The sequence below is a fragment of the Cohnella soli genome (assembly GCF_042655525.1).
GTDB classification, from domain to species: domain Bacteria; phylum Bacillota; class Bacilli; order Paenibacillales; family Paenibacillaceae; genus Cohnella; species Cohnella soli.
This window is the reverse complement of record NZ_JBHSMI010000026.1, coordinates 17,975-44,678: the sequence shown is the minus strand read 5'-3', so window position 1 is coordinate 44,678 and position 26,704 is coordinate 17,975. Positions and strand designations below refer to the sequence as shown.

General features: G+C 49.5%; 17 protein-coding genes. 13 read left to right on the top strand and 4 right to left on the bottom strand.

All coding sequences use genetic code 11. The annotated features are described in order from the left end of the window. From ACFPOF_RS16275 to ACFPOF_RS16255, 5 genes are all read left to right on the top strand, one after another. The coding region (locus tag ACFPOF_RS16275) for an S-layer homology domain-containing protein (protein WP_378134486.1) at window positions 1-1,294 on the top strand (1,294 nt) is incomplete at its 5' end. 432 nt (window positions 1,295-1,726) lie between these two features. Beyond that, complete coding sequence (gene cls, locus ACFPOF_RS16270) at window positions 1,727-3,178, top strand: cardiolipin synthase (protein WP_378134484.1); 1,452 nt, start codon at window positions 1,727-1,729, stop codon at window positions 3,176-3,178. Between the two features lie 142 nt (window positions 3,179-3,320). Beyond that, window positions 3,321-4,037, top strand: a complete 717-nt coding sequence (locus tag ACFPOF_RS16265) for an MBL fold metallo-hydrolase (RefSeq protein ID WP_378134482.1) — start codon at window positions 3,321-3,323, stop codon at window positions 4,035-4,037. Between the two features lie 434 nt (window positions 4,038-4,471). Then, the gene (locus tag ACFPOF_RS16260) at window positions 4,472-5,539 is read left to right on the top strand and encodes a Gfo/Idh/MocA family protein (protein WP_378134480.1); all 1,068 of its coding nucleotides are present in this window, start codon (window positions 4,472-4,474) and stop codon (window positions 5,537-5,539) included. A 3-nt stretch (window positions 5,540-5,542) separates the two neighbouring features. After that, window positions 5,543-6,418: a sugar phosphate isomerase/epimerase family protein gene (locus ACFPOF_RS16255; protein ID WP_378134478.1), complete on the top strand. Its 876-nt coding sequence runs from the start codon at window positions 5,543-5,545 to the stop codon at window positions 6,416-6,418. 217 nt (window positions 6,419-6,635) lie between these two features. Here ACFPOF_RS16255 and ACFPOF_RS16250 read toward each other — a convergent pair whose 3' ends face one another. Further along, the gene (locus ACFPOF_RS16250) at window positions 6,636-8,216 is read right to left on the bottom strand and encodes an extracellular solute-binding protein (protein WP_378134476.1); all 1,581 of its coding nucleotides are present in this window, start codon (window positions 8,214-8,216) and stop codon (window positions 6,636-6,638) included. A 143-nt stretch (window positions 8,217-8,359) separates the two neighbouring features. On the opposite strand from ACFPOF_RS16250, the gene ACFPOF_RS16245 reads away from it, so the two are divergent. The 5 genes from ACFPOF_RS16245 to ACFPOF_RS16225 all read left to right on the top strand — a co-directional run bounded on the left by ACFPOF_RS16245 (window position 8,360) and on the right by ACFPOF_RS16225 (window position 20,310). Continuing rightward, window positions 8,360-10,594, top strand: coding sequence for a helix-turn-helix domain-containing protein (locus tag ACFPOF_RS16245; RefSeq protein WP_378134474.1), 2,235 nt, complete (start codon window positions 8,360-8,362; stop codon window positions 10,592-10,594). Window positions 10,595-10,802: 208 nt separating this feature from the next. Continuing rightward, on the top strand, window positions 10,803-12,308 hold the full coding sequence (locus ACFPOF_RS16240) for an extracellular solute-binding protein (RefSeq protein ID WP_378134472.1): 1,506 nt from the start codon (window positions 10,803-10,805) through the stop codon (window positions 12,306-12,308). Between the two features lie 85 nt (window positions 12,309-12,393). Then, window positions 12,394-13,332 carry a carbohydrate ABC transporter permease gene (locus tag ACFPOF_RS16235; protein WP_378134543.1) on the top strand — a complete coding sequence of 313 codons (939 nt, stop codon included), beginning with the start codon at window positions 12,394-12,396 and terminating at the stop codon, window positions 13,330-13,332. A gap of 11 nt (window positions 13,333-13,343) precedes the next feature. Next, window positions 13,344-14,180 (top strand): carbohydrate ABC transporter permease, encoded by an 837-nt coding sequence (locus ACFPOF_RS16230; RefSeq protein ID WP_378134470.1) that lies wholly within the window; start codon window positions 13,344-13,346, stop codon window positions 14,178-14,180. 25 nt (window positions 14,181-14,205) lie between these two features. Further along, window positions 14,206-20,310, top strand: coding sequence for an Ig-like domain-containing protein (locus ACFPOF_RS16225; protein ID WP_378134468.1), 6,105 nt, complete (start codon window positions 14,206-14,208; stop codon window positions 20,308-20,310). 94 nt (window positions 20,311-20,404) lie between these two features. On the opposite strand, the gene ACFPOF_RS16220 is transcribed toward ACFPOF_RS16225, so the two are convergent. Then, window positions 20,405-21,001, bottom strand: coding sequence for a Uma2 family endonuclease (locus ACFPOF_RS16220; RefSeq protein WP_378134466.1), 597 nt, complete (start codon window positions 20,999-21,001; stop codon window positions 20,405-20,407). A gap of 185 nt (window positions 21,002-21,186) precedes the next feature. Here ACFPOF_RS16220 and ACFPOF_RS16215 point away from each other — a divergent pair, with 185 nt between their 5' ends. The 3 genes from ACFPOF_RS16215 to ACFPOF_RS16205 all read left to right on the top strand — a co-directional run bounded on the left by ACFPOF_RS16215 (window position 21,187) and on the right by ACFPOF_RS16205 (window position 24,683). Further along, entirely contained in the window at window positions 21,187-22,485 is a 1,299-nt protein-coding gene (locus ACFPOF_RS16215) for an alpha/beta hydrolase family protein (RefSeq protein ID WP_378134464.1), read from the top strand. Window positions 22,486-22,524: 39 nt separating this feature from the next. After that, window positions 22,525-23,355: an AraC family transcriptional regulator gene (locus ACFPOF_RS16210; RefSeq protein WP_378134462.1), complete on the top strand. Its 831-nt coding sequence runs from the start codon at window positions 22,525-22,527 to the stop codon at window positions 23,353-23,355. Between the two features lie 119 nt (window positions 23,356-23,474). Then, window positions 23,475-24,683, top strand: a complete 1,209-nt coding sequence (locus tag ACFPOF_RS16205) for a Gfo/Idh/MocA family protein (protein WP_378134460.1) — start codon at window positions 23,475-23,477, stop codon at window positions 24,681-24,683. A gap of 350 nt (window positions 24,684-25,033) precedes the next feature. Here ACFPOF_RS16205 and ACFPOF_RS16200 read toward each other — a convergent pair whose 3' ends face one another. Further along, complete coding sequence (locus ACFPOF_RS16200) at window positions 25,034-25,636, bottom strand: Uma2 family endonuclease (protein WP_378134458.1); 603 nt, start codon at window positions 25,634-25,636, stop codon at window positions 25,034-25,036. Window positions 25,637-25,770: 134 nt separating this feature from the next. After that, the gene (locus ACFPOF_RS16195) at window positions 25,771-26,634 is read right to left on the bottom strand and encodes a sugar phosphate isomerase/epimerase family protein (RefSeq protein ID WP_378134456.1); all 864 of its coding nucleotides are present in this window, start codon (window positions 26,632-26,634) and stop codon (window positions 25,771-25,773) included. Window positions 26,635-26,704: the final 70 nt, after the last annotated feature.

Sequence of the window (26,704 nt, the reverse complement as noted above, 5' to 3'; positions counted from 1 at the left end):
AACGGCCGCGGAGATTGCCGCGGACATTACGACTGTAACCGCGCCGGTCGCGGATGCGACGAGCTTGACGCTGCCAACCGTACCTAGCGGCTACACGATTACGATTAAATCTTCGAGTAACACAGCCGTTATTGGAATCAACGGAACGATTACGCCGCCGGCAACGGCCACGAGCGTCAATCTGGTGTTCACCATTACAAGAACATCGAATAGCGCGACTGCAGATACAGGATCGATTGCGGTAACGGTGCCAGCGCATGTACCAACCACCGTTACACCTCCATCTGGCGGCAGCGGCAGTAGCGGTGCTTCAACGCCAATAGCTCCTGTTACCTCTACGAATGGGAACATAACGGTTCCAAAAGGTGGCATGGGGGTGGTTAGCTTGAACCAGTTGGTAACGATATCGATTCCGGCAGGCGCATCGAACGAAGAACTGAAAATATCGATAGACGCAGTGGCGAATACGCAGCCTCTCCTAACCAATCAAAATAAACTCGTCAGCCAAGTTTTCGAGATTTTGAAAAATGTCTCGGGCAACTTTAGCAAACCTGTCACGATGACGTTTGCTTTCGATCCATCGAAATTGGATGACAGCCAAACGGTTGCCGTATTCTATTTCGATGAAGTGAAGAAGGAATGGGTGAAGGTTGCCGGCGGAACGATCAAGGATGGGAAGATTACGGTAGAGGTCAACCATTTCACGAAATTTGCGGTATTTGCAGTAAGTAAAGAAGCAGCTCCGAAACCGGTTATCGACTTCAGCGATATTTCCGGACACTGGGCGGAAGCAGCCATTAAGCAAGCGGTAAGCTTCGGGATCGTCGGCGGCTATCCGGACGGTACGTTTAATCCGAACCGTACTGTAACGCGAGCGGAATTTGCAGTTATGTTGATGAATACGCTCAAGCCGCAAGCGGACGGAGCCGAGCTGACGTTTACCGATAAAGGAAAGATCGCAACATGGGCGCAGAAATCGGTCGCGCAAGCGGTACAAGCGGGCATTCTTACAGGCTATAAAGACAGTACTTTCCGACCGGACGCCGAAATTACACGTTCAGAGATGGCAGTGATGATCGCTAAAGCGCTGGGGCTGTCAGTCGAAGCGGCAACGGCAACAGGCTTCACGGATGACAAAGACATTCCGTACTGGGCGAAAGGTGCAGTCGGGGCCATGAAAAAGCTGAGTATTATCGATGGTAAAGGTGCGAACACATTTGCTCCGGGCAATAAAGCGACAAGAGCAGAGTCGGTAACGGTACTGCTGAAAATGTTGGCGCAAAAGGGCAAGTAAAAGGAACGCAGGCAGGGCTGCTTTGAAGTTAATTTCAAAGCAGTCTTGTTTTTGTGCTCGCGCTCTAGATTTTCCCGGGGCCACGGGTTGCCACCCGGAGAGACTGCGCCAAACGCATTAAATCGAGCGCGTAAGGCACCACTAGCCCGGAGATGCTGCGCCAAACGGATTAACTCGAGCTTGCAAGGCACCACAAGACCGGAGATACTGCGTCAAACGCATTTAACTCGAGCGTGCAAGGCACCTCTAGCCTGGAGATACTGCGTCCAACGATTTCGTATCAGCTAAAATGGACACTGTGGAAAACGGTGTCCATTTTGGCATACAGTGAATTTGGAGCGGTACTCCTAGGAATCTCACGATTGCGAACGAGTGTTGATTAGAGCCATAATATATTGAACAAGTCGCCGCCACGTTTTGGGAGGATAGGACATGAACATGGTTTCCCTGTTTCTTGGGTTGATTCTTTTTTTGAATATTCTGTTGGCTACCTTCGTCGTTTTCCGGGAGAGAAGGGATATTGGCTCGACTTGGGCGTGGCTGTTCGTGCTTTATTTTATTCCTTTGCTGGGCTTTGTCCTGTACTTGTTGTTCGCGCAAAATTACAGGCGGCTTCATCTGTTCGAATGGAAGGACATCGACCGGATCGGCAGCGAAGAGGAAGCGGAGGAGCAATTGGCCTGGGTACTCTCGGATGGGAGAGCGGTCGTCGTTAATCCGGCGGCCAAAGGCAATCTGGATTTGGTGACCTTAAACCTGAACGCCAGCCATGCCGTTCTTAGCGAGAACAACGAGGTCGAACTGCTGCTGGACGGCAAACGGAAGTTCGAGTGCTTGTTCAGGGACATAGCGGATGCAAAGGACCATATTCACGTTCAGTATTACATCGTCCAAAGGGACGAGCTAGGGAGAAAGCTGATCAAAGCTTTGGCGGACAAGGCGCGCGACGGAGTAAGCGTACGATTGTTGTACGACGAACTAGGTTCGAGACGGGTGACACCGAGTTTTCTGAAAGAGCTGCGCGACGCGGGCGGGGTCGCCGAGGCGTTCTTCCCGTCCCAATTCCGCTTGATTAATTTTCGGCTCAATTACCGGAACCATCGAAAGCTCGTCGTCATCGACGGGAAAATCGGCTACGTGGGCGGGTTTAACGTCGGTAACGAATACTTGGGCTTGGATCCGAAGTTCGGATATTGGCGGGATACGCACTTGAGGATTCAAGGCGGCGCCGTTCAAGCGATGCAAACCCGGTTTATCCTGGATTGGAATCAGGCTTCGCGCCAGGAGGATATCCGGTACCGTTCCGAGTTGTTCCCCGAGCCCGAGACCGTTGGAACGGCGGGGGTACAGATCGTCTCCAGCGGACCGGAGTCGAAACTCGAACATATTAAGAACGGATACGTCAAAATGATTTCCGTCGCCCGCAAGTCGATTCTCATCCAAACACCGTATTTCGTTCCCGACGCCGGTTTTACCGACGCCCTGCAGATCGCGGCGTTGTCGGGCGTGGAAGTGGTCGTCATGATTCCGGACAAGCCGGATCATCCGTTCATTTATTGGGCCACGATGTCCAATATCGGGGAAATGTTGAAGTCCGGCGTCTCCGTCTACTTATACCGTAACGGATTCATTCATGCCAAGACCATCGTTGTCGACGAAGAGATCGCTTCCGTCGGCACCGCGAATATGGACGTGAGAAGCTTTAAGCTGAACTTCGAAGTGAACGCTTTTCTGTACGACGCCGGCATTTCGAAAAAACTGGCCGACGCTTTCAGGCAGGATATCCGTGTATCCGAAGAGCTCACACTCGAGAGTTACGCACGGCGGTCCAGATGGATCCGTGTCAAGGAATCGGTGTCCAGGCTGATCTCGCCAATCCTGTAACAAGCCGGGCATAATTTCATCAAAGTTCTAGTCCGCAATAATCTGACGACGCTCCCTGGCTTGCCGGGGAGCGATTTTTTTAAGCTGCTTCCTATATGGTATGATTGGGGCTCAGACATAAATAGGCAGGAGGATTTATTTTATGGAGTTGAGGCGGCTAACAGATCGTGTTTTTTATACGATGTTTAATAAAGAGACCGATAGGCCAGTTCTTGGATATATAAGTGGTCAAAAGCGTTCTTTAATGGTGGACTCGGGCAATTCTAAAAACCATGTGGAATGTTTTTATGAAGCGGTAAGTCATGCAGGGTTCAGAAAACCGGAGATCATTGCGATTACGCATTGGCATTGGGATCACACCTTCGGGATGCATGCAGTGGAAGGGGTTACGATCGCCCTCCAAAAGACGAATGATAAGTTAGCGGAACTTGCGAAATGGGAATGGACAGATTCTGCCATGAAAGAGAGAGTGGCGGATGGGACTGAGATTGAATTTGCAGATACTTGTATTCGTACAGAGTATCCATCGCTCTCGGAAATACGGGTAGTGACATCCGATATCATCTTCGACGGATATATGGAAATCGATTTAGGAGGTATTGTTGCTGAGGTGCATCATGTAGCCTCTCCGCACAGTGAAGATTCAGTTTGCATCTATGTACCTCAAGAAAGAGTATTATTTATCGGCGATGCTGTTGGAGTGGATTATTATAATAATTGCTACTTGGATAAAGATAAATTGCGTTCATTAATGACAGCGATTGAAGGGTTTGATTTTGACATTTGCGTAGTAGGACATAATGAGCCGGTATCGAAACAAAAAATTGTTCAGGTCATGAATTCTCTTCTGGAACGTTAATACAACATCGCTCCTGTCCCGTTGGCCGGCTAACGGACTCAGGTGACGCTAAATGCTCAAAATAGTTCTATTAAAAATCTAACGGACCTGGATGACCTTATTTCGCATTTTTGGGGGACAAACCCCCTCAAACCCGCAAATAAGTTCGTTCAGGTCCGTTAGCGCGCAGAAAAGCTGTTTTGAGGCAAATAAGGGCTCAGGAGTCCGTTAGGGCCGAGCGTTGCCCAGTCAACATTGCAAAATGGCGAGGAGCAGCGGTTAATGCCCGAGCAGCCCCGACCGATTATCGGCGAATGATCGAAAATCGCATAAAAGGAACAACGGATTAGCCGCAAAGGTTAAAGACGCCGTCGTTCCAGCCTGTTACGATTCTGATGATGAACAAGCCGTCGAGGCGTATCCATTCAATAAGGTAAGGAAGGGAAGGACCGATCATGTCTAAACTTAAAGTCGGTATCATAGGCACGGGGGGGATCGCGAATGTTCATATGCAATCCTATGCCGCCAATCCCGAGGTCGAGTTGTACGCCATTTGCGATCTCGTGCAGGAGCGGGCCGCCCAGAAAGCGGAAGCCTACGGCGTAAGCCAAATTTATACGGATTTTCGCGAGATGTTAAACGATCCTCAGCTGGATGCTGTCAGCATCTGCACCCCGAACAGCTTTCACGCTCCGATCGCTATTGCCGCAATCCAGGCCGGTAAGCACGTGCTGGTCGAAAAGCCGTTATGCATTACCGTCGAAGAGGCGCTGGAGGTAGAGAAGGCAGTGCGCGCCAGCGATCGCGTGCTTCAGGTCGGATTCGTGCGCCGATACGGCAGCAACACGAAAGTCGTGAAGCAATTTATCGAAGCCGGGGAAATCGGAGAAGTGTATTATGCAAGAGCTTCTTGTCTGCGTAGATTAGGCAATCCCGGCGGTTGGTTCTCCGACGCCAAGCGCTCTGGAGGAGGCCCGCTGATCGACTTGGGTGTACACGTTATAGATCTGTGCTGGTATTTGATGGGGAGGCCAAAGGTTCAATCGGTGAGCGGCAATGCTTACAAGAAACTAGGCAATCGCGCCAACGTGCGCAACCTGTCTTACTACAAGTCGTCGGATTACGATCCGGATAAAAACAACGTCGAAGATCTGGCGAATGCGTTCATCCGCTTCGAGAACGGCGCTTCCCTTTACGTGGACGTCAGCTTTTCTCTCCATGCCAAAGAGGACGAGATCACGGCCAAAATTTATGGGGAAAAAGGGGGAGCGGAGCTCGAACCCGAGCTTCTGCTCATCAGCGAGAAGCATGACACGATCCTGAACATCTCTCCTCAGGTGGACAATGCGGGTTTCGACGCGATTAAAGGCTTCGCGAACGAGATCAATCATTTCGTTGATTCGTGTCTGGGCCGTGTCGAGACGCTTAGTCCCGTGGAAGACGGAGTGGAGATGATGAAAATATTATGCGGCATCTACGAGTCTGCGGAGACCGGCAAAGAGGTCCGCTTTGGGGAGGTGTAGACGATGAAACTTCGGAATAAGATCGGCGTTATCGTCGACAGCTTCGGCGTCGGCGTGCGCGAAGGGTTGAAGCTGGCCGCTGAAGTCGGAGCGGAGGGCGTGCAGATTTATGCGGTGAGCGGAGAAATGGACCCGGACCGCCTGTCAGCTGCGGACCGGAAGGAGCTTAAAGCCTACATCGATTCGTTGGGGATGGAAATCGCCGCACTTTGCGGAGACCTCGGCGGTCATGGCTTTCAGGATGCCGCCGCCAATCCGGCCAAAGTCGAGAAGTCAAAGCGGATTCTCGATCTGGCGCTGGATCTCGGCACGAATATCGTGACGACGCACGTCGGTATTATACCGGACGAATCGCATCCTTATTATCGGCCGATGCTGGAAGCATGCAAGGAGCTTGCCGATTACGCCTCGGAGAGGAATGCGCACTTCGCGATCGAGACCGGCCCGGAAACCGCCTTGCATCTTAAGACGTTTCTGGACAAGCTCGGCTCCAAAGGAGTGGCGGTCAATTACGATCCGGCGAACTTCGTCATGGTAACGGGAAACGATCCGGTTCAAGGGGTCTATACGCTTCAAAATTATATTGTGCATACCCACGCCAAAGACGGTCTCAAGCTTCGCGACTTCGTGGATCCGATATCCGTCTACGGCTTTCTCGGGCATAAAGGCATGTCCCATGAGGAGATTGCCGAAGACGCAGCCTTCGGACAGGCCTTTCGCGAAGTGCCGCTCGGCGAAGGCAACGTCAAGTTCGACGATTATTTCGCGGCGCTCGCGGATATCGGATACGAAGGCTATTTAACGATCGAACGCGAGGTCGGCGATAACCCGAAAACCGACATTGCTAACGCGGTGCAATTCATCAAGTCCTATCGCTAGCTTCCGGCGTACGTCCTGTGAAAACGCAGGGAAACGTTTGATTAAATCCCAACGGCTCCGAGATCGGGCCTGATATGCTCCCCATACGGTAGACAGGTGAAATAATAATAACCTGTTGCCGTGTGGGGAGTATTTTTTATGTTTAACATCCGAAAGAAACACGTCATCTGTATCTTTGTGATTGTCAAATGACATATCCACGAAACACAGTAAGTAATTATTTTGTTGTGGTGCTTTGGGCGGAGCGGACTTGCTTTTCGAAGTTTATAATAATTTGATCGCCGTCATACTTGGTCATAATTTCTTCGTAATAGGTCGGCCACATTTTGCCCGATTTGTCCGAGAACAGCATCTTGACCTGCAGTTCGTTCTGGCGAGCCCGAAATGCGCCGACATCGATACCGATCGGAGGCGCCAGGGCGACGCCGAGCTTCGGCTTGACCGGGAGCGCGGCCAAAAATGTTTTAATCTCTTTATCCCGCTCCGTCAAGCGCGGATTGATAACTTGCAAGCCAAGCACGCTGGGACTGTCCGGCGTGAAGAAGCTCCATATTTTCATAAAATTGTGACGAACTACCTCATCGTCGGATACCGCAAGCAACTTAATATTGTTGCCGCTTCGCTCATACTGTTTCTTTTCCAGACCGTAATGGGTCAACAAGAAACCTTCCTCGCCGGCAAGCCAGTCCAGAATTTCAACGATTTTCTTCAATTTCTCCGGGTGAGAGTCGCCAGTCAGCTTCGAGAATACAAACGGAGCGTCCGACGAAATGCCCGCTCTTAACGGCTCGTTGCCGAGCGGATTGAATGGTACCCAATTCGCGTGCGGATTGATTGCCCGACTAAGCGATTGAATGCTGGCGGGATTCGCGTCCAGAGCGAAATCTGCGGATTGTCCGAGAACGATTCCGACTTTTCCTTGAATCGCTTTATCGATATGCTCCGTGCCTTGATTGAGAAACCAATCGGGATCGACCACGCCTTGATCGATCACCTTGAGTATATCGTCGACGACCTGGCCGACTCGCAGATCGGATTCCATATCGACTAGCGTATTATTATTCATGTACGCAGGATAGACAAGGCCGTTCTTGGCATATTCCGGCCAGTCGGTCGACAAGCTGGAGCTATTGCCGGAAGTTGTGAATCCATAAGTATCCCGGACGCCGTTACCGTCGGGATCATCGAATGTAAAGGCGCGCAGAACTTTCAAATACTCGCTGTATGTGCGAGGAATATCCAATCCGAGACGGTCCAGCCAATCCTTCCGGATGTAGTAGCTTCGGTAGGCATTCTTGTCGTAAGGGAGCGGCGCCCGGTAGAACCGGTTATGAATTTGAAATTGCTTTAATTCTTTATCGCTGATCCAGTATTTGTAATAATTCGGCATCGTGAGCGGTGAAATGTAGGGCGTCATATCGGCCAATACGCCGCTTAACGCCAGCTTGGAGGCGCCGTCGTTCGTACCGTCGATCCACATGTCGGGAGGATCGTTCGCCAGCAGCGCTGCCTCGATCGCAGCGTTATAGTCGGTACCTGGCACCATATAGGTCACGTCCAGACGAACATTGAATTTATTTTCAATCGTTTGGCGAATGAAATCGTCCGTGGCATCCGGTAATTTTACGTTGTTCGGGGCGGGGACGAACAACTTAAGACGTAGCTGCAGTTCGTCTTGAGCGGTGGAGTCCCCTTGATCACCCTTTTGAAAATAGCCAAACAAAATACGGACGAGAACGAATAGACTTGCAATCATGAGCAGAGCCATGATCATGAGCATGCGTTTGCGTATCATCATCTTCACTCCAAAACGGGTGGTTGCTGAAAATAAGGCGGGTATGATTTAATTATGGTAATTTATTTTCAGAAAAAAGTACACGCTTTCACACTTGGTTTGGCGAAATTTATTTTCGCTGCTTTGCAGAAAGTCGAGGAGAACAGATGAAGACGAACTGGTTTAACCGATTATTACTCTCCTATTTGCCGGTCTTTTTTATTATCAGCTTAAGCCTCTTAATGATGACTTATTTGACTTTGGGTGAAATGTCCAAGAAGGCTTCCGTCAAAGCGAATCAGGCGCTTTCGCACAATATCGCGAAGTTGATCGACAACAAGCTGCAAGGCATCGATTCCTTGCTGCTCTATGAAATCTTGAATAACGACAAAATCATCCAATTCTTCGTAGACAATCCAAGGGAAAGCAGGAACTACGCGGATATTTCGGCTGCGGGGGCGCTGAAGGAACTGATCCAGAACAATCCGGCCATCGATTCCATTTATTTGTACCGGACCCCGGATGCGACGGTGCTCACGCCTTCGACGCTGACCAAACTGAATCCATTCGCGGACAAGAAATACATCGGATTAACCTTGAACAGCCGCGGCCCATATCAATGGACGGCCAGAAGTATTCCGTCGGCCGGAGCGGGGCAAGCGGACAAACGGGTCATCAGCCTCGCCAAGAATGCGAACCTAAAGAATTTGAGCTTCCTGATCGTAAACGTCCGGATCGAGTCTGTGTCCGAATGGATCGCGAGCATGGCCGACAAGCAAACGACGTTCGTCCATCTCGCGGACGGCAACGGCAACCCCATCCTTTCGACTGAAGAGGAAAAGGCGGATCAGGCGCATGCACCGGGTCCGGGCAAAGTCCTGTCGTCTGCCGTGTCGGAACAGACGGGTTGGGTCGTATCCAGCGGCAACCGGGACGGCGGCATACTGGAGTTCGTGTCGTCCTTGTTCTACCTGTGGATAGCGATCGCAGCGGCCATCGTCATTGCCGGCTTCGCTTGGATTATTTACGTTTCGCGCCGTCAGTACAAGCCTGTCCAAACGTTGATCAACCTCATCTCGGGCGCGCGCAAACCGTCCCCCCAGGCGGCGAAGGCCGAGGGGGCGGACGAGTTCAAGCTCATTGAAGCGACCATCGAAGAACTGCTGGACGAAACGAGCGCGCTGCAGGAGCAGCATAAGGAATTGTCGGTTTATCACAGAAGGCATCTGTTTCTCAGTCTCATGGAAGATACGAGCTCCACGGCCAACTTCGGCCACTATCTCGAAGAGGAACTGGCCCGGCTTGGCATCTCCAAGCCCGTAACGGGCTCGATCGTCGCCATCGTCGAAATCGACCATTACGCCGAGTTCGTCGCCCAGTACGGGAGCGACCAGCATTTACTGAAATATATCCTGGGGGCATCAGTCAAAGAGCTCGTCGAGAATAAGCCGTTCACCGTCTGGACGGAATGGATATCCCATTCCAAAATGGGCGTTCTGTTTCTCTTCCACCATAACGAAGGCGATCCGGAAGTGTTGGATTGCTGCGAGAAGTTGAGGGATTGGGTGGCGAGCAACCTGGATTTCACCATCACCGTCGGAATCGGCCGGCTGATTCGCGAGCTGGAGCTTACGGCGGAGTCGTTCCGGGAAGCGGTCAACGCCGTAGGGTACAAATCATCCTTGGGCACGAACAGGCTCATCACTCGCGATCACATTTTGGAAAAACCGAAAGGCGAAATGTTCACCCAGTTGCAATATTTTCGGTACATCAGCCAATCCTTCCGTACCGGCGACGACAAGTGGGAATCGTACTATCAAGAGATGTTTCATACGCTGAGCAATCGGCTTTACACCCGGGACGACCTCGCCAGTCTGATGCAGGTGCTAATCGGCTATTTGCAGAAGGAAATGGCTGAGTCGACGGAGGAATGGAACGACATTTGGAACCGGGATGTGCATTCGGCGCTGCTGTCAGCCCTGGAAGAAGAAACGCGGGAAGAAGTCCACGAGGCGTTCCACCGGATTCTGCACGACGCCTTCGCTAGGTTCAACAAGCTTCGCGAGAGCAAATCGTCGCATCAACTCATGCATCAAGTAAAGAAGTATATCGAAGATCATTTCGGTAATCCCGATTTATCGCTTACCCATCTTAGCGACGAGTTCGGGCTGAATCCCAAATATTTAAGCCGCTTATTCCGGGAAGCCTTCGGGATGAAATTCATCGACTACGTATCCAACGTCCGGATGGAGAAATCGGCGCACCTTCTGATCGATACGGACGAGACGATTCAGGATATCGGCCGTTCAGTCGGGTACGATCAATCGTTGACGTTCATACGTGTGTTCAAGAAGCATACCGGCGAGACGCCGGGGCAATACCGGAAGAAAAACAGTTTATGATGAGTCTTGCGCATGCGGCAAGGCTCCTTTTTTTATCATTTATGCGCTGTGGGGAGAAATTGTCTATTGCGGACTTTTCGTCTATCGGCGGTAAATGGGCATTTTGTATCCTTTTATCTATCCGGAGACAATGGTCTATATACCGGTTTAGACTGAGGTGATAGCTTTGGGAAGGGTAAGGCAATCAAATATTTCAGGGGGTATAAGCATGCGTACGAAAGCAAGAGGTTCGAGATTGGGAGCAATAAGAGATTGGAGATTGGTAGTCATTTGTTTAATGTTGGTGAGTATGCTCGCGGCCTGTGCAGGCAACAACTCAAATTCAGGAGCTTCCAATAACAAAGAAAGCTTCCCTGCGGCAAGCATAGAACCGAGCGCAAGCAACGAGTCCAGCGAAGCCAATGTGTACCCGGAGAACGGTCTGCCCAAAGACGAGAAAGTAAAACTAAAGTTTGCTTATTGGGAAAATGGAAGCGGCAGAGAATGGATCGATTATGCAATGGAAACGTTCAAGAAGAAGTTTCCGAATGTTGAATTTGATGTCACGTATTCGCCGACAATCGAAACGATTACAGCAACGAAAATCGCAGCCAACAATGATGAGGACATGTTCGACATTTTCTCAACGTCAATTGCGGGTGAGGGTATACACGTCAGTCTGGCGGAAGCAGGGAAAATCGAGGCGGAGGACGACCTGTGGGACCATAAAGCGTATGACAGCGAGAAGACATTAAAGGAGCTTCAATCCGGTGTATATGAAGGGGCGGGGAGGATTTCGGGAAAAATGTACGCGTTGCCAACGGGGCAAAGTGTAACCGGTCTCTTCTATAACAAAAAACTGTTTGAGGAAAAGGGCTGGAACCAAAATCCGCAAACGTGGAACGAGTTCGTGGCGCTTGTTGACACGATTAAAGCAGCGGGACTGATCCCAATCACCTATCCGGGCAAATATCCGGGTTACCTGGGTTTCAGCTTCGGTCTGGCACAGCAATACGAATTGGCGGAGATCAACGGAGATCTGGAGAAATTCGATGATTTGTACAGAAATTATAAAGCGCCTTTCTATACCACTCCTGAAAGTAAGTTGTTATACAAGCGGATCTATGAGCTCGGTCAGAAGAAATCGTTCCCGAACGGTGTAGCCGCATTGACGCATACGCAGTCGCAGATGCAACTGCTGCAAGGTCAAGCTGCATTAGCTTCAACCGGGGAATGGGTACAGAACGAAATGAAAGAATCTATTCCCGACGGATTTGTATGGGGATTCATGTTGCCGCCAATGGGAGATAACCCGTCTGATGCCAAATATCATATGAGTTATGTACAGGGTGGCTACTATATCTGGTCGGCCAAACCGGAATTGAACAAGAAATGGGCGAAAGAGTTTATTGCCTGGATGTGGAATCTGGATGTACAGCAGCGTTTTGCGGAGAAAGCGGGTTCGCTGCCCGTGCGTAACGATTTCATGAATGATGCGGCACTTGTCGAGAAGCTGCAGGATGCACCTAAAGCCATTATGGAGTACATGAAGAATAATACGGTAAAAGGTGCGAGCAGTTCGCGCAACAACACGTTGACCGATATTAACGTCGATAAAGCAAATACGATCGTCACAGACATGCTGAACGATGTAGCTTCAGGTAAGCTGGATCCGACAGCGAAACTGCAAGAAGCCGAGAGTTTGTTGGAGAAGGCAATCGCAGCGCATAAATAAATGTTCACCCTACAGGATAACGTCACGAAGCGCTGAAGCTATCAGCGCTTCGTGATTATAAAAGGAGCGAGACCGATTGGAAAAAGTGCCTGTACCTGCTGTAAGTACCGGACGCTCTAATCACCGTTGGCAGAATAAGGTTGTTTTTCAGAAGTGGCTGTTTATTTTGTCGGCAACGACCCCAGCGTTCGGTGGATATCTTTTGTTTACGTTATATCCGAATATACTCTCTATTTACTATTCGCTGCTTAATTGGAATGGCATTCGACAACCTGTATTTGTCGGAATACAAAATTATATGACGATGTTTGAGGACCAATATGTATGGAGAGCGTTATGGCACAACTTGGTATATACGCTTGCAGCTCCACCTCTGGTCATTCTGATTTCGATGGTTCTTGCTTATATTCTGGTCAATAAAGGCTATCTGTTCAGTTCAATCTATAAATTATTGTTTTTCTTTCCCAATGTGCTTTCTATTGTCGCCGTATCTTTGTTATGGGCATTTGTATACGATGGGTCCTTCGGATTGTTAAATGCCGGTTTGCAATTGATCGGCATAGATACTGGCAGCTTCTATTGGCTTGGCGAGAAAGGAACTGCCTTTTGGGCGGTCATTCCGCCTATTGTTTGGGCATCAGTCGGTTTCTACTTCGTTGTTTTCCTCAACGCGATGAGCGCCATTCCGAAGTCGTTGTATGAAGCGGCGATTATCGAAGGAGCCAGCCATAGAGTCCGGTTAGTACAAATTACGTTTCCGCTCATCATGCCGATTATTCGTGTTTCTGCTATTTTTCTCATGTTAAGTATGATCAAAGGGTTCGAGAACGTTCTGATCTTAACAAACGGCGGGCCATCCGGTTCGACGGATGTGATCGGACTGTACATGTTCAATATCGCTTTCGGCAAGGGAAGTCATGATTATGGCTATGCATCGGCGATCGGTATGTTTTTGTTCGTCATACTCGTGTTGGCCAAGCTGATTATTGATAAATTTACGGCGAATCGGGATGCCGAGTTTTAGGAGTGGAAGCAGTGAAAGAAAAAAGAACGGTAGCCGACCTCATGTGGAACGTGATTCTTCTGCTCTGGTCCTTGTCTATTTTGTTTCCTTTGGTTTGGGTGTTCTACGAATCATTGAAGACCAATCAGCAATTTTTCCAGGATGTATGGAGGCTGCCCGGCAAATTACACTGGGGCAACTATGCAGATGCATGGAATGAATACCGCATCGGTAAATCCATGATCAATACGATTTATTATGTCGGAGTCACGCTGGCGATCGGGACATTCCTGACGGCCATTAACGCTTATGTATTGACTCGCATGAAGTTCAGAGGGAGAAAGCTAATGTGGGCGATCATCATGATGTCCCTTTTTCTGCCCGGCATTAACGCACTGGTACCCCAGTATGTCCTTATGCGGGATCTGCACTTAACGAATAGTCTCACAGGGCTTATTGTCCTTGATAGCTTTAGCGAAAGTGCTTTCTTCTTAATGATGCTGGGCGGATTTATGCAATCGCTTCCGAAGGAAATCGAGGAGAGCGCATATATTGATGGGGCGTCTATCTTCCAGACCTTCTTCCGTATCATCTTGCCTTTGTCGACTGCCGGTATTGTAACGGTGGCGATATTCAAATTTCTTGGCTTGTATAACAACTTCTTGGGACCTTTTATTTATTTAAGCGATGCGAATAAGTATACGATTGGCGTCGCGATGTATCAGGCCAGCCAAATCATGAATTACAAGGCGGATTGGGTCACTTTGTTCGCCGGACTTATGATTACGATGGTTCCGCTTGTGCTGATCTATATTTTACTGCAGCGCAGGGTGATGGAAGGCGCGACTTTGGGAGCGTTGAAAGGATAACTTAATCGAGGGTGGTAGATTCTTAATGGCTAAGCTAGTCAAAAGATTATTGCCGGTCATGGTTAGCGCGATGATAATGTGTTCGTTGATCCCTGCCGGTTTTGCTGCGGCGAATGAGCCTGGTCAACCGGATAGGAATGCATTTCCGATCGGGATTTACATACCGCCGCCACCTGAAGATGTGAACCAGGGCACTTACGAAGATATAGCCGATATGAATGTTAATTTCATTATAGGCGGCAATTCCCATTATACGTTCGATGTCAATGACAGGGCACTCGGTTTCGCTGCAGCCAATGGGCTGAAAATGCTTGTTACAGATGAACACTTCGTTGTGAATCATCCGGTCATTTCACAGAACGAAGGTGGAGATACGGCTGTTGTAACCCGAACACATTCATGGGGACAGACGTTCACAACGCCTGAGACAGGCAGCAATTGGTCTATTAATATCGTTGAGCTCAATGCGGATAAAGCCAATTGGCCGCAGAATGCAACACTAACATTGAGATTATACAAGAGCCCTTCGAAAACCCAACTTCTAGCCATGAAAACATTCAATTCTCCTTCCGAGCATCCGGACTTCGCGCTTGGCGTCGCGGTTCAAACCAATACGTCCTATTATTTGGAATTGACTAGCAATGGGAATTCGGGGGTGGCGCTTACAACAAGCCATTCCGATGCGTATGCCGGCGGTCAGGCATATGATAATGGTACAGCATTAGCGGGCAAAGATATGTGGTTTAACATATCCTATGTTAGCCCTGTGTATGAGCATGGCGACAAGCCTTCTGAATCCGGATTGGCAGATGTCGTTGACCATTATAAGGATAATCCTGCCGTAATGGGTTATACGTTGAAAGATGAACCTCCCGCTAATATGTTGACTCTTGTTGACGATACGGTGAAAACGTTGAAGGAGTTGGATCCCGCACGGCCTTCCTTTGTCAATTTGTTTCCGAGTGAAGCTGGAAGCACGCTTAATCTCTCGAATGATGCGACAGGAGAATACGTCAGTTCCGAGACTCCCTTAGGACAGACATTCACGACGAGTGCAGATCAGACAACGGTGAAAACCGTGCAATGGTTCGTTAATAAAGGAAGCTGGCAGGCCGGCGAAAATCTGACGGTCACCTTATGGGATTCTCCGAACAAGAACATCGCCATTGCCCGCAGTACATTGGAGGCCGCGGCGAACGATTGGCCTGTATTTACGCTTAATGCTGCGGTAGAGCCGCATAGGCGTTATTATATGGAGCTTACGCATAATGGACAAGGCGATGACAAAATCGGACAAGTGGTCCGTTCGGGGACGAATAAGAAATGGTACAACGGCGGGAACGCTTATATTAATGGCCAGGCGATCAATGCCGACTTCTGGTTTACGATAAACCAGAATATCGAAGCCTACACCTATGAAGATTATGTCTATCGATGGGGCTATACCAATCCGGAGCACCTCGTATATGACAGCTATCCCTTCTTGGTGAACAACGGATTTCTGGAATCCTATTATTATAATCTGGAAGTTGTGCGACGGCAGGCGAAAACAATCTCCAAAGATTTCTGGACATTCCTGCAATCGGTAGGCTTGCCTTGGCTGCGCGAGCCATCGGAGAACGACATGAGGTACAATGTGTATACGAATCTGGCTTATGGAGCCAAAGGGATTATGTATTTCACCTATTGGACGCCTATATATGAAGGTTTCTACGGTTCGCTTATATTGCCGGATGGAAGCAAGAACGATACTTACTATTATGCGCAAAACCTAAATAAAGAAGTTCTGCATCTGGGTCCCACCTTGAATCGTCTGACATCGGAGGACGTCTATCATACCGGGGATTTGCCTCGCGAGACAACAGCACTTCCGAATGATTTCTTCTGGCAGGTGACCGATACAACCCTGCCTGCGGTTATAGGTTCGTTTCACGACGAGAATGGCAATAAGTATGTGATGGTTGTTAATCGGGATACAGAACAGGCGCGCAGACTGAGCTTTAAGTTGCCTTCCAAGCCGGAATCTGTGCTCGAGATCTCCAAGGAAACAGGCAATGAAACAAGCACCAACTATGATCCGGATACCGGAGAGTTGTCCGCACAATTTGCTCCTGGGGAAGGCAGATTGTATAAAACAAGCTTAATCAGCAATCTTAACGAATTGCCGATCGCTCGCAGCCTGATAATAGAGGGCTCCACGAGAACATCTATATCCGGCACGTTGAATGCGATCGACCCGGATCAGGATGCGATCATATATAGCATAGAGGATGAAGCTGCAAATGGTGCAGTGACAATCACCGACAGCCGGACGGGAAGCTTTACTTATGTTCCGAATGATGGCTTTAGCGGAACCGATACGTTTACGTATAAAGTAAATGATGGCCAGTCCGACTCGAATATCGCAACGGTATCCATTACGATCTCATCCTCTTTAACCGGGACGGCTAAGGTTGCAGCGGGTACAACAGTGGGGACTACGAGGCTGTTGTCAGATGTAGGCAGCGGCAACCATCTAGCCGTCAGGCTGTCACCTAATCCCATTGCTGCACCTTTCGCTGGAGATCCTGTACCTATGGGAGCTGAGGTTATTAACCCGTATGTGTCCGGTGCCGATCTTGCCGGAGTCGCAGCGGGAATGTACGCCGGCGTCTACGAGGTGGATGCCAGCAATAAGATAGTCGGCTTTACATTGCTGCATCTGAAGAAGGAGCATATCTTGTCTTCCTATGACTATCATCTGCAGAATAAGTTTCCGATTGGAGTTGCGAATGGCCCTGAACCTGAGCAAGCGACATCGGCCAAGTATACGGAAATAAGCGCTATGAATGCGAACTTCATCATCGATTCGAATAAGAACGGTGTGATTGCAGACACCGACAGTGCGCTGGAATTAGCGGAAGCCAATGGATTGAAAATGATGATTGACGCTGAGAACTTTGCCGGCAGCGATCGGCCTTCAGACGATGAGCTGGACGCATGGACGAACCATTTCAAAGTCAATTCGGCACTGCTCGGCTATAATCTGTATCAACATCCGAACAGTCATTTGTATTCAAGCTTGATTGCTGCCGATACGCGTTTGAAGCTGAACGACCCAAGTCACTTGACCTATGTTAATTTAGCAGGGGTTGGGAATTATAGCTTTGGCAGTAACGGCGGATTTATTACGCCTGCTACCCCAATTGGTCAAATGATTCATACAAAAAAGGGTCAAACCGAAATCAATACGGTAACATTGAGTGCGGGCGTGAGTACGAATCCATGGAGCACTCCAATTTTAACGCTATGGGATTCGCCGGCAAAGCTGGTTAAGATTGATTCGGCCAGGATTAATGACCGACCGAACACCAGCTTCCCAACATTTACCTTCAATAATGCTCATGTCCATGAAAATACGAACTATTATGTGGAAATGACCGTCACGGGAGAGTATGAAGGTCTTATGTGGGTGAATTATCAATTAAATCCCAATGGCACTGCCACAAATAACGGCGTTCCAGTTTACGGGGACTATTTCTATACAATTAACGGTGAAACGCAAATTTACGAGGGTTACGTACAAGCTTGGGCGGAGACGAATCCGAGTATTCTCTCGTTTGATCAGAACCCATTCCGTATGGATGGCAGCCTGGATCAGAATTACTATACCAATCTGGAGCTGTTCAGAGCTGAAGCGGTACGCAGAGATGTTCCGTTATGGTCGCAAATTCAATCTGCAGGATGGAATGGCGTGACGAAAGCGCCAAGCCAATCGGAACTAACCTATCAACTGTATACGAATCTTGCTTACGGTGTGAAGGGGATTGTTTATTCCTCTTATGAAACGAAAACAGCAGCAGGCTTTAACGATGGCTTGATCTTGCCGGACGGAACGCCGAACCAATCGTATTACTGGGCACAGCAATTAAATGCGGAAGTGCTTAATATTGGAACAACGCTCAGCAAGCTGAAGTCGGAGGCTGTCTATCATACCGGAACGCTTCCATCGGGGACGCAGCCGCTTCCCGCAAGCTTTTTCTGGCAGCCGCAAGATGCATCTGCTCCGCTTATCATCAGTTCATTCAAGGATAAACAAGATCGCAGCTATGTCATGGTCGTTAATCGGGATACGCAAAATTCGCTTGCAACGTCATTTAAAATAACTTCATTGCCGACGTCGGTAAACGAGGTTTCAAAGAATTCGGGTGCAGAGGAAATCACTAATTACGATAGCAATACAGGCATATTGAGCGGAGTATTCGCACCGGGAGAGGGAAAGTTGTATGCTCTTGACAATACTGTGAATCATGCGCCTGTGGCTAGTGACATAAGCCTTGCCACGCACACGAAGACAGCTGTGAGCGGCATGCTGTCTGCAGCGGATTCGGATCTTGATGCGCTGACGTACAGTATTGTGTCGCATGGCACGAAAGGGGTAGCCTTCATTACGAATCCAGTGTCGGGAGCCTTTACGTATATCCCGGATGCTGGAGCGTCGGGTGTAGATACTTTGACATACCGCGTTTTTGACGGCAAGAATTATTCGGACATAGCGACTGTTACGATTAACGTTATTCCAGCAGTCCCGGGTATTCCGGGCGGCGCTTCATTGGTCCCGGCTGATGCGTCCGGAACGACTAGCGTCAGTGCGGTTGCAGGCGCTGGAAACCATCTCGTTCTGCAACTTTCTTCCAGCAGAATTGCCAGCCCCTATACGGATGAGCCCGTTCCGACGGGAGCAGGAATTATCGATGATTACACATCGGGGACGGTTATTCCTGTAGCACATGAGGGGATGTATGTGGGAGTATATGTCGTAAATGCCGCTAACCAGGTTTTAGGCTTCCAGCAATTGAAGGTCACTCGTCATTCATTGATGAATCAAGCGCCATCGGCGACGAATGTCAGCTTGACTACGCTCTTGAATACGTCTGTGAATGGAGCATTGTTTGCAACTGATTCAGATCTTGATCCGCTGACGTACAGCATAGTGTCGCAAGGCACAAAAGGGGTAGCTCTCATTACGGATCAAGCGACGGGAGCATTCAAGTATACGCCGAATTCCGGAGTTACAGGAACCGATACCTTTACGTACCGTGCATTTGATGGGAAAAATTACTCGAATATCGCCACGGTCACTGTGAAAATTATTCTTGAATCAACGAATGTAACTGTGCCTGGGGGGCCAGTACAGGCAGAGACCTACGCGTCTGCTGATGGAAAGCTGCAGCTTCCTTCAGGAAAGGAAGGAAAAGTAAGTCTGAATGATTCCATCTTCATCGTTATTCCGGCCGGTACGACGAGTAGCGACATGCTGTGGAGTGTGGCTCAAGTATCGCACCCGGAAGCTCTTAATAACAATTCGGCTCAGTTGGTAAGCTCTATCTTTGAAATTACAGCAAGCAAGACCGGCAATATTAAGCAGCCATTTATCATTACCTTCAAAATTGACCCGCAAAGGGCGACAGCTGATCGAACTGCAGCGGTATATTATTACGATAGTCTAAAGCATGTTTGGGTGAAGCTGGGAGGTCAGGTTGAAGGAGATCAAATTTCAGTGGCAGCGAACAAGCCTGGCCAATATGCGGTTTTCTCGGAAACAACGGATGAGCAAGCGATGTTCCAGGACACCGCAAAGCATTGGGCGGAAACGGGAATCAAACAAGCCGTTGCTCTGGGAATCGTCAAGGGTTATCCTGACGGAACGTTTAAGCCTGATCGTGCGGTGACCCGTGCGGAGTTCGTCGTCATGCTGCTTAAAGCGCTGAAGCTCGATGTACCTGAAACAACGACACTTTTCACGGATTTGGATACGATAGGCAGTTGGGGTAAGGAAGCGCTTCTTCAAGCGGTACAAGCAGGAATTGTGGCCGGGTATTCGGATAATACCCTACGGCCGAACGCTGTCATTTCCCGTACAGAAATGGTTGTCATGGCTGCTAGAGCCTTGAAACTAAAACTGGAAAACATCGATTCAACAGATTTTGCAGATGACGGGGATATTCCGGAATGGGGAAGAGCTGCAGTCGCAGCTGCCAAGGAACAAGGTTTGGTGCAAGGGCAAACAAATAACAAGTTTAATCCTGACGCTGCCACTACTCGCGCGGAGGCACTGACCCTTATTTTACGATTGTTGATGTCCAATTAAAGTCGGCGGCTCATTTCCGCGATCCTAGTAAACATGGAAGGAGCTCGGAATTCACTGACAGCACGGCGTCTCGCATGCCATGAACAGCGATCACTTAAACGTCCGGATGCACGGGCAAGCTCTGCACAATCTCGTTCATCGTGAACGAGGCGCAGGTGGCCGTCTTCGAGCTGATCGTATCGTCTTCGGCGTACATCTCGGTCAGCTCGTAGCGGTTTCCATCCAACACATATTGTTCCAAAGTAAAGTTGGAAAGATCAACGATCCAGTATTCCTGTACGCCGTACTTCGCATAGACAATGCGCTTCATCACCTTGTCCCGCCTGCGCGAGTGTTCGGATGTAACCTCGACGACAAGATCGGGAGCGCCGTTAATGCCTCTGTTACTGATGATCGACATTCTGCTGCGATGGATCATAACCAGATCCGGTTGCCGAACTTCCGTATCGGACAAAATGACGTCGATTGGCGCGGAATAGATGATAAATTCGTTTCGACAACTGGCGTTGAGCGTAAAGAGCAGTTCCTGACTGACCGATTGATGCGTAGGCGTCGGAGACGGACTCATCAGCTCCAATACGCCGTCCGAAATCTCGTAGCGGTTGCCGTCGTCGACCATATTCGCATACAACTCGTAAGTAACGGGCGACTCCTTGATGACTTCTTCGTATGTTTTCTTTTTCATACTCATGCAGTTGCCTCTCTTTCCTATTAATAAAACAGCACCCCGACAAAGAAACACGACGTGTGTTTTTCTTTGTCGGGGTGCTTCCCCGAAATGATTGATTTCATTATCATTTAACCGTAATAAATTGTCAATGCAAGCGGCTGCCGAATTTTCTGCTTAACGCAGTTTAAAATTGTTGACGATTACCTATGAGGTGGTATAGTTCAAATAAACAAAACGTAGCGGGAGCTGTGAGCATGCCAATAGTGGATAATCTCTTATCAAGTTTTGAAAAGTTAAAAGGAACTGCGCCAACGGTGAAATCGATAGAGGGTTATCATCCCGATGGCGAATTCAGCGGAATTGAAGCCATTACATACGAAAGTGTACCGTATAACAACATGCGGACAAAAGTCTTTGCTTATTTAGGCGTTCCAAAGGTGAAAACGGGAGAAAAGCTTCCTGCCGTCGTGTTAATACACGGTGGCGGCGGACATGCCTTTGCTTGTTGGGTTAAAATGTGGAATGATCGCGGCTATGCTGCGATTGCAATGGATACTACCGGATATATGCCGGGCAAGAAGAATGCCGGCAGCCGCGAGGTCTCGGAAGAGAACGAATGGGTGCATGAGCTTACTGGCGTTTTCGCTGAAGAAGGATTTACGCCCTCGCCTTCGAACGACGGAATGAGTACCTCCGACCAGCCCATGGAAAACCAGTGGATGTACCATGCTCTGTCAAGCGCGATCCTGGCAGGCAATATTTTGCGAAACCATCCATCCATAGACAGCGAGAAGATCGGGGTAACGGGAATATCGTGGGGCGGCGTCATCTGTTCGCTGTTGATCGGGTACGATCAGAGATTTGCTTTTGCGGTGCCCGTGTACAGCAGCGGTTTTCTCGGAGAGGGATTAAGCGATTTGAATCAGATTTTCTCCAGACCCGAGGTTAAGATGAACTGGTCCGCGGAGAGAAATTTCGACAAGGTGAAGCTTCCCGTGCTGTGGCTTGCGTGGAATGATGACAGCGCTTTTTCCATCCAGCCCAATTCCCTTTCCTACGAGGAAACCGCATTAAACCATGCCAATACGCGTCTAAGTATTAAAGACCTGATGTACCACAGCCATGAGCACGGCTGGAAGCCGGAGGAAATCTATGCGTTTGCAGACGCCCAGATTAACGGTGGTGTTCAGTTTCCCAAAATAACGGTTCAGCCTAACGGTAGAAAGTTCGGCTTTTCGGTTGAATGCGGCAAAGACGTGCGGATTACGGGAGCTACCGGCTATTACATCTGTGAGCCGATGGCGTATTCGAAGTTTGATAAATTCGGTTATGGCGAGCATTCCTTTATGAAGCAAAGCTGGGAGACAATTGACTGCGACATACAGGATAATGGTCTGATTTCCGGTGTTTTTCCGGATACTTGCGTTTCATATTATATCGAGATTGCCTTTTTGATAAACGATCAAGAGCTTTTCATCTCAACGGTATTTGTTGATTTGCAGTAGTTCTATGTAGGGTGCAGGGATGGGGGAGCAGGAATTACGATGACTCAAATGCGGGAAAACTTCGGAAACTATCTGGCCAACATCCAAACGTCCATATTTACGGTTTCTTACCAGCATGTCGGTACGAACTGGTCTTATTCGAATGTAAACTACGAATATAATCTCCTCTACTATATTACAGACGGCAGTTGCACAATTCGCGTCGATGAGGAAGAACTTCGCCCTTCGGCAGGCCAGCTTGTGTTGCTGCCTGAAGGAACGAAGATCACGACTTCCTCGAACGACGAACGTTTCGCCAAGTATTATTGTCATTTTACGGCTTCGCTCGGGGAAACTCGGCTGTTCGATTTAATCAGGCTGTCCACCGTGATCGATGCGAAAGACCGCCCGGCGATGGAGAAGCAGTTCCGCGAACTTCTTCATTACGCGTCGGGTCACAATTTGACTTCAGCCTTGCGTTGTAAAACGATTCTGCTCCAGTTGCTATGCACCTACATTGAGAACAGTCCGCTTTGCAAGTTTACCGATACTGGGAATTCTCCGCTGGAAGCGATTAACGTTGTGCTACGGCATATCGAGAGCCATTTGTCGGAGAAGCTGTCGGTGGAGAGGCTGGCCGGGCTTGTCCATTTTCATCCGCACTATTTCATCCAGGTGTTCAAAACGATGGTTGGTTATCCTCCGATCCAATACATCACGAAGTTAAGGTTTGAGCATGCGTGCATTTTCCTTTCTTCGACGGGGATGAGCGTGAACGAGATTGCCGAGCGGGTCGGCATCGAGCCCGATTATTTCGCGAAATTTTTCAAGCATCACTCAGGCATGACGCCTACGGAATATCGGAATCGTTCTAAGGCGCTGCCACAATAACCTGACTATTTTCAGGATATGCCTTACTTATTTCAATACCTCTCCTAACCCGTTCAAGACTATAGTAAAAATGTAGTTTTGAACATGTTGGCGCATACGCCTAAGGAGAGAATGCAGCAATGGGAGCAAATGGACCGGTACGATTGGCCGTCGTGGGCGGAGTTCGAGGCAGCTGTTACAGCAAGTCCGTATCAATGATGCCTGATAAAGTCCGGCTGGAAGCGGTATGCGATCTGAATGAAGCCGTCTTGAACAATTGGCGGACGAATCATCCCGGAATTAAGACGTATACGAGCTTCGAGGCGTTGCTGGACGATTCTTCAATCGATGCTGTACTCTTGGCAACGCCAATGATGCTGCATGCCGGGCAGGCCGTGCAAGCGATGAAAGCAGGTAAGCATGTGCTAAGCGAAGTTGCCGCCGCTCACACGATCGAGGACTGCTGGCAGCTCGTCGAGACGGCGGAGCAGACAGGCATGATCTACATGATGGCCGAGAACTTCAATTATTTCCGCTTGAACATGATGGTCAAGAACATGGCGGATCAAGGCGCGTTCGGAGAGATCACCCACGCCGAGTGCGGCTATATACATGATTTACGAGCGTTTTCCCATAATGAGGGAGGCGGCTTGACGTGGCGTGGCGAAATGCTGAGAGACTATAACGGCAACAACTACCCGACCCACTCGCTCGGTCCGGTATCCCAGTGGCTGGGCATACATCGTGGAGACGAGTTCGACTACATGACGACGATCGTATCGAAGCCTTCGTCCCAGTGCGGTTATTTTGCCGAAATGTTCGGTGCCGAGCATCCCGGATCGGCTCCGGAATATTGGAAGCAAGGCGACTCATGCTTGACCTTGATTCGGACGAAGCAGGGAGCCGTTATTTATTTGCGGAACGATTTCGCCTCCGCCCGCCCGTTCAATTACGCGCACTTCGGATTGCAAGGGACGAAAGGCGCGTTCCTATCGGCTCGGCGCGATGGGGAAGATCCCCTCGTATGGCTGGATAGTCACTCGCCTGACAGGTCGTATCAGGGGACAGTGCAATGGCAATCGATCTGGGATTTGGCCTCCGAGTACGAGCATCCGTCCTGGAAGAAAGACCGGGCCAAAGCGGAAGAGGCCGGGTTCGGCGGAGACTATTTCGTGATGGAGGAATTCGCATCGGCCGTTCAGGAAGGACGCCGTCCGGCGGTTGACGTCTACGATTCCGTCGCGATCAGCTGCGTATTCCCGCTGTCGGTCCAGTCTGTGGCGGCGAACGGCAAGCCGGTTGCGTTCCCCGATTTTACGAAGAACCGATCGAGGTATAAATATTTATAGGCAGGAAGATACAGCCGCGGCCATAGCGCCCTTTATTGCACCAAATCTAACGGTTGCCACAGCCGTTAACCAGTCAAAAACGGTGCCATTGAATTTCTAACGGTTATGAGCGACGTTATATGGTGCAGATTTCCTCGTATCGCATCAAAACATTGGAATAGCCGCTAGATCAACCGTTAGAACCACAAATGGCCAAAAATCTGCGATTTAACGGCGTTGGCAACCGTTAGAATTCGCGGATCCAAATCACACGCTGTCTTGTCAAGCTGAGGATGAACCCGATAGCGTTTATCCCCGCGGCCATAGGCCGCGGTTTCTTTGCTGATTGGAATTTACACGGCACTGCCGCATCACTCAAGCATGTCCGGTCGCACAGGCAGACTTTGCACAATTTCGTTCATGCTGAACGAGGCGCAAGGAACCGTCATTGAATTGATCGTGTCGTCTTCGGCGTAAACCTCGATCAGTTCGTAGCGCTCTCCGTCTAGAGTGTATTGCTCCAAAGTAAAGTTGGAAGGGTCAATAATCCAGTATTCAGGAACGCCGTAGTTGGCATAAACGGTGCGCTTCTTGACCTTGTCCCGCCTGCGCGAATGCTCGGATGTAATTTCCACGACAAGATCGGGAGAACCGTTAATTCCTCTATTGCTGATAATCGACATTCTGCTGCGATGAATCATGACGATATCCGGCTGCCGAACTTCCGTATTGGACAAGATGACATCGATCGGCGACGGGACAATGATGAACTCGTTTCCGCAACTGGTTTCTAAACGGAATAGCATTTTGTGACAAAGCATCTGATGCGTAAACGTAGGAGAGGGGCTCATCAGTTCCAATATGCCGTCGGAAATCTCGTAGCGGTTGCCGTCGTCGACCATGTTGGCGTACGACTCGTAAGTAACGGGCGACTCCTTGATAACCTCTTCGTACGTTTTCTTTTTCCCGCTCATGACAGTCTTCCTCCTATTAGAAAAAATAAAGAGCACCTCAGCAAAGAAACACATCTTGTGTTTATCTTTGTGAGGTGCTTCCCCGACAATTATTTACTCCATTGTGCATGAATCACCATGATTTGTCAATCTGGTTAAATTTCTTCCCACATTCGCTTCGCATTCTCGAGACCCGTTTGGGCCCCGAATCGGCACTCTTCCAATCCTTCGAACTCGATTGAGATATACCCGTCGTAACCGGAAGCTTTAATGATGCGCAGCACTTCCCGCATGTCGATATCGCCCTGTCCGACGATCGCGCCCCGCAGGTAATCCCCGCCGGCCGACTGAAACCATCCATTTCCGGGATTAAGGTGCTTGGAACGCAGGTAGAAATCTTTCAGATGAACCATCGAGGCCAGGCCGACATTATTTCTTACGCCTCTGACCGGACTTTCGTCGACGCACATGAAGTTGCCGATGTCCAGCGTCGTCTTGAAATTCGGCCGTCCGACCGCGGCGATCAGGCTTGCCACCCGTTCGCTGGCCTGCATGTAAAACCCGTGGTTTTCTACGCTTGTCGTGATTCCGAAATCAGCGGCATAATCGGCAATTTGTTTGCAAGCATCAGCAAGCTTCGGCAAATCGTTTTGGAAATAAACGATCGACGTTTGTTCCGGCGGTCTCGATGCGACATCGTGACGGAACAGCTTCACGCCCAGCGCAACCGCGATATCGACTTCCCGTTTAACCCGCTCGATCTCTTGGCCATATGCAACCTCATCCTCGCATATGAAGTTGGCCGCTACCGTGTAATTCGAGATGTCGATCCCGACTTGCTCGGCTTTATGGCGTATTGCCGGAATAAGCTCCGGTTGCTGCGTCAGGTCGTAGCCGATCGGTACGATTTCGACATGTTCGCCGCCGACTTCCTTCGTCCATTCGATCACGTCCGGCACGGTCATTTCCCGCGCAATAATCGCCCTGCTTAAGCTGTAAGTGCTCATTCCCCATTTCATTTTCCCGCACCGCCTGTCATTGTTTACAAGACTACCCCCACTATAGCCATTGCACGCCGGGAGAGAAATT

Coding starts and splice junctions, on each gene's coding strand:
- ACFPOF_RS16225 (WP_378134468.1), top strand. CDS start 14,206: ATGGCTAAGCTAGTCAAAAGATTATTGCCGGTCATGGTTAGCGCGATG.
- ACFPOF_RS16250 (WP_378134476.1), bottom strand. CDS start 8,216: ATGATGATACGCAAACGCATGCTCATGATCATGGCTCTGCTCATGATT.
- ACFPOF_RS16205 (WP_378134460.1), top strand. CDS start 23,475: ATGGGAGCAAATGGACCGGTACGATTGGCCGTCGTGGGCGGAGTTCGA.
- ACFPOF_RS16200 (WP_378134458.1), bottom strand. CDS start 25,636: ATGAGCGGGAAAAAGAAAACGTACGAAGAGGTTATCAAGGAGTCGCCC.
- ACFPOF_RS16210 (WP_378134462.1), top strand. CDS start 22,525: ATGACTCAAATGCGGGAAAACTTCGGAAACTATCTGGCCAACATCCAA.
- ACFPOF_RS16240 (WP_378134472.1), top strand. CDS start 10,803: ATGCGTACGAAAGCAAGAGGTTCGAGATTGGGAGCAATAAGAGATTGG.
- ACFPOF_RS16255 (WP_378134478.1), top strand. CDS start 5,543: ATGAAACTTCGGAATAAGATCGGCGTTATCGTCGACAGCTTCGGCGTC.
- ACFPOF_RS16260 (WP_378134480.1), top strand. CDS start 4,472: ATGTCTAAACTTAAAGTCGGTATCATAGGCACGGGGGGGATCGCGAAT.
- cls (WP_378134484.1), top strand. CDS start 1,727: ATGAACATGGTTTCCCTGTTTCTTGGGTTGATTCTTTTTTTGAATATT.
- ACFPOF_RS16245 (WP_378134474.1), top strand. CDS start 8,360: ATGAAGACGAACTGGTTTAACCGATTATTACTCTCCTATTTGCCGGTC.
- ACFPOF_RS16220 (WP_378134466.1), bottom strand. CDS start 21,001: ATGAGTATGAAAAAGAAAACATACGAAGAAGTCATCAAGGAGTCGCCC.
- ACFPOF_RS16265 (WP_378134482.1), top strand. CDS start 3,321: ATGGAGTTGAGGCGGCTAACAGATCGTGTTTTTTATACGATGTTTAAT.
- ACFPOF_RS16195 (WP_378134456.1), bottom strand. CDS start 26,634: ATGAAATGGGGAATGAGCACTTACAGCTTAAGCAGGGCGATTATTGCG.
- ACFPOF_RS16215 (WP_378134464.1), top strand. CDS start 21,187: ATGAGGTGGTATAGTTCAAATAAACAAAACGTAGCGGGAGCTGTGAGC.